This window comes from Vibrio scophthalmi LMG 19158 (genome assembly GCF_000222585.1).
In the GTDB taxonomy this organism is placed as follows: Bacteria; Pseudomonadota; Gammaproteobacteria; order Enterobacterales; family Vibrionaceae; genus Vibrio; species Vibrio scophthalmi.
Genome location: NZ_AFWE01000186.1, coordinates 1 through 3,641, shown reverse-complemented (window position 1 = coordinate 3,641; position 3,641 = coordinate 1). Strand labels below are relative to the sequence as shown.

At 40.8% G+C, this 3,641-nt stretch carries 4 protein-coding genes; all 4 read left to right on the top strand.

Annotated features, from left to right (window positions below):
• Window positions 1–13 precede the first annotated feature (13 nt).
• The 4 genes from RH88_RS23955 to RH88_RS16125 all read left to right on the top strand — a co-directional run bounded on the left by RH88_RS23955 (window position 14) and on the right by RH88_RS16125 (window position 3,459).
• Window positions 14–121, top strand: a complete 108-nt coding sequence (locus RH88_RS23955) for a major capsid protein (RefSeq protein WP_277422381.1) — start codon at window positions 14–16, stop codon at window positions 119–121.
• Between the two features lie 148 nt (window positions 122–269).
• Entirely contained in the window at window positions 270–1,742 is a 1,473-nt protein-coding gene (locus RH88_RS16135) for a virulence factor TspB C-terminal domain-related protein (protein ID WP_005597936.1), read from the top strand.
• Between the two features lie 11 nt (window positions 1,743–1,753).
• Window positions 1,754–2,134 carry a DUF2523 family protein gene (locus tag RH88_RS16130; protein ID WP_005595563.1) on the top strand — a complete coding sequence of 127 codons (381 nt, stop codon included), beginning with the start codon at window positions 1,754–1,756 and terminating at the stop codon, window positions 2,132–2,134.
• Window positions 2,131–3,459, top strand: a complete 1,329-nt coding sequence (locus tag RH88_RS16125; RefSeq protein ID WP_005597934.1) for a zonular occludens toxin domain-containing protein — start codon at window positions 2,131–2,133, stop codon at window positions 3,457–3,459. The genes RH88_RS16130 and RH88_RS16125 overlap by 4 nt, the downstream gene beginning before the upstream one ends.
• Window positions 3,460–3,641 lie beyond the last annotated feature (182 nt).

Here is a 3,641-nt window from a genome sequence, read left to right as displayed (position 1 = left end):
TGCTACAACTGCTATCACTACTGATGGTACTGCTGCAATCACTGAAATCGGTGGGGCTCTTATCGGTCTAGCTGGCGTTGCTGTTGTGTTCAAATGGGCTAAAGGCGCAATCTTTGGCTAACCACTTACCAACCAATTTTTAAGGGGCTTTGTGCCCCTTTTTTGGAGCTCAACATGCCTTATGTCTTTTCCCCTAATGATTTACTTCTCGTTTTTGTTTTACTCGTTGTTACTGACTGCATTCGTCGCCTGATGCCCTAGGAAATTCCATGAATATCAAACATTATTTCTTACTTTTATTTTTATTTTTTGGTGTTTCTTTCTCTGCTTCTGCTTCTACTTTAATTACAGCCACTCATACAACTAACCTCAAGGTTCCGTGTATTACTTTCGGTACTACTGGTACTTGGGGTTATTGGAATGATGTTTGCGTTGGAACTACATTTGAAAATTCTGGAACTAAAACCATTACTCGCATATCAGGTCGAAATGGTCAGTTTTCTATCTGTTGGGGGGCAGGTGGTCTGTGTGCTGGTACTGTTTTTTATCGAGAATCTTCTTCATGTCCATCAGGCTCTGAATTTGATTCTTCTTCTGGTGCTTGTGTTATTCCACCTCCTTCATGTGAAGGTGATGATATTTTTAATCCAGATACTGGTCTTTGCGAAGATATCCCTTTCTGTGACCGTCAATCTACCATTGACCAAATCATAGAGGCTGATAACGCTTGTCATGCTCAGGGTGGTACTTTTGTTTCTCAGTGTAATAACGGTAATGACCTTATTGAACCTTCTTTAGACCTTAAATGTGTTATGTCTGATAGTTGTGTTGTTGGTGGTGCTAACTGGCCTGAATGTTTGTCTGATTTGGATCCTTCCAAACCTATCGACCCTCCTACTGGAGGTTTTAATCCTGATGCTCCTGATACTTCCAACCCTAAACCACCAAGTTTTGATAAACCTGAACCCGATGAGGTTACTCCACAAGAAACTACGGATACCGCCGTTCTCACTGCTTTACAGAATCTAAATCGTGACCATAACGCCGCCGCTACTGCTTTGAATAAAGATTTGAATGACGGTATCGCTGATTTAACAACTGAACTTGATGGTATTAATAAAACTACTCATGCCGTTGGTGAAACTATTGATTCCCAAATCAAACAAGATTATGAAATCTACCTTGCTCAAAAAGCTCTAAGCCTTTCTCAAATTGGTGCAATTAACAATATTGGCTCCGATATTACCTCTGCTATTGATGGTTCATCTAAAGATATTGTTAACGCCATTGATAAGCTTGGTGAGAAAGAAAAGGGGTCTGTTACTGCTGTTGGTTGTGCTTCCTTTGAATGTGATGGTGATGCTGCAACTTGTTATCTAGCTAAATCCAGTTGGCTTAATGAATGTGGTACTCGTGACGCTCTTACTCGTTATGAAGATTCATTGTCCATCCTCCATGATGACCTTAAAGGCATTTCTCAAAGTTCTGTTAATGCTGACGGGGCTTTTAAGGGTGTTTATGCAGAATCCAAAACTAGCGCTGATGATGCTCTTGATGCTTACACCACTGCTAATGGGTTTAGCTTCGATGGTGGTTGTCCTGCTGCCCGCACTTACCACGTTTTAGGTCAGCCTTGGGTTATTGATTTTCAACCTTTTTGTGATTTGGCTCTGGTGTTTCGTTTTTTCATCATGGCCTCCGCTTCTGTCGCTTCGTTCTTAATGATTGCTAAACATCTTTAATAGGGGGTTTTATGCCATTACTCATCAATGCTTTTTCGTTTTTGTTCGGCTGGATTCGTGCTGCTTTGCCTTGGCTTGCTGGCGCTCTTGGTGCAACCGCTTCAAATATTCTTATCTCTGCTGGTTTTGGTATCGTCGTTTTTTCCGGTATGGATTTACTAACAGGTCGTCTCATTGCTACAGCGGTTGAATCCTTTAATGGGCTAAATTCCCTTGGTGCTCTTGGTTCTGATGTTGTCGCTCTAGCTGGTTACATGTGGCTTGATAAAGCTCTTAACCTTATGATTTCTGCTGGCGCTTTTCTTCTTACTTTGAAGGGTGTTCGTGAAGGTGCATTTGCTGCTCAAGCTTGGTATAAGCCCGGCGCTAACCGTGGTGGATTTGACGCATGATTTATTTACGAACAGGTTTACCCGGTGCATCAAAAACACTTAACAGCCTAAAGGAACTTGTTAGCGGTCATGACTCTGACCGCCCTTACTTTTACAATAACGTTAAACTTTTGATGCTTGATATGGAGGTGGCTAAATCATTCTCCGGTTGGTATTACGGCTGGTACTTTCCACGCCTTACCGATAAAGCTCAAAAACGCAAACTCATCAAAATTATGAAACCTATCCATGATGAAGGTGATTTTATTACGTTGGCTGATGTACCTTGGCTTGAAACTTTGTTTGATTCCCATGACCATTTTTCAACGTGGCTTTATTGGGTTAAACGTTGTTATCCGGTTAAAAAGCTTGTTAAGCTCGATAGAGTTTTAGAAGCGGCGGGGGATTCCGATGTTGATAAATTTGAGATGGTAAAATCTCTTAATTTTCACTTCACTCATTTCTCTGACCCTAGGAACTGGATGGAATTGCCTAAACGTTCCATTATTTTCATTGATGAATGTCAGCAATTTTTTCCACCTCGCGCCGTTGGCTCAAAAGTCCCTCCGGCAATTGGTGCATTAGAGACTCACCGTCATGGTGGTTATGATATTCATTTTGTTACCCAAGACCGGACCTTATGTGATGCCAACTTGCGTAAGTTAGTTGGTTGTCATGTTCATTATTTTAATGCGTTTGGTGGTAGTCAGGTTACCCGTAAAGAATCACCCAAGTGTTTCAATCCCGATGATTACCATGATTCCAAACAGGCCAAAAAGAAATCTATTTCACGCGACAAAAAATTCTATGGTGTTTATTGGTCTGCTGAGATTCATACCCATAAATTTAAAATTCCGTTCATGGTCTATGTAATGATCTTCTTTATCGGTCTTTTGATTTTTTGTCTTTACTCATTTAGCTCTAAGTTTTTGTTTGGTGATTCACCAACTGACACGCCAGTTGAGCAGGTTGCACCATCTGGCCAACCAGCACCAAAAACTACCGAAGAATTTAACCCGCAAAATATTCTTCTTGAGTTGCTTACCGATGTTTATATCTCAGGCTCGGTAATTGAACATCGTCACGCTGGCAAAGATATTTTCTATTCATTCGTTCGCACCTCTGATAGTGCGGTTTTTTACCCTGAATCCATTGGTTTAGTTGTTGAAGATATTTCACCTTGTTTGGTGAATTTGCGTTTGGGGGATATGACTCAACCAGTTACGTGTAATCCGTTTTACGTGCGAGAAGTCATTGAAGATGACGAAGACATTGACGACATTCAGGGGCATTTAGCCTCAAATGAAGATGCTGAACGTTTTCAGCCTAACATTAGTTTGTTCTAGGGAGTTTGTTATGGATTGTGCTTTAGTTACTACCGCTGATATTGAGTTACTAGCTACTACTTTTATGATTTGGTCTGGTATGGGGGTCTTTTTTTCTTTGTTTTTATATGACTTTATTTGTTGTTTTTTTGCGGTTATGCGTCGGCGTTTTTCTTCAAAGACCGTCGATTTAAAAACGCCTT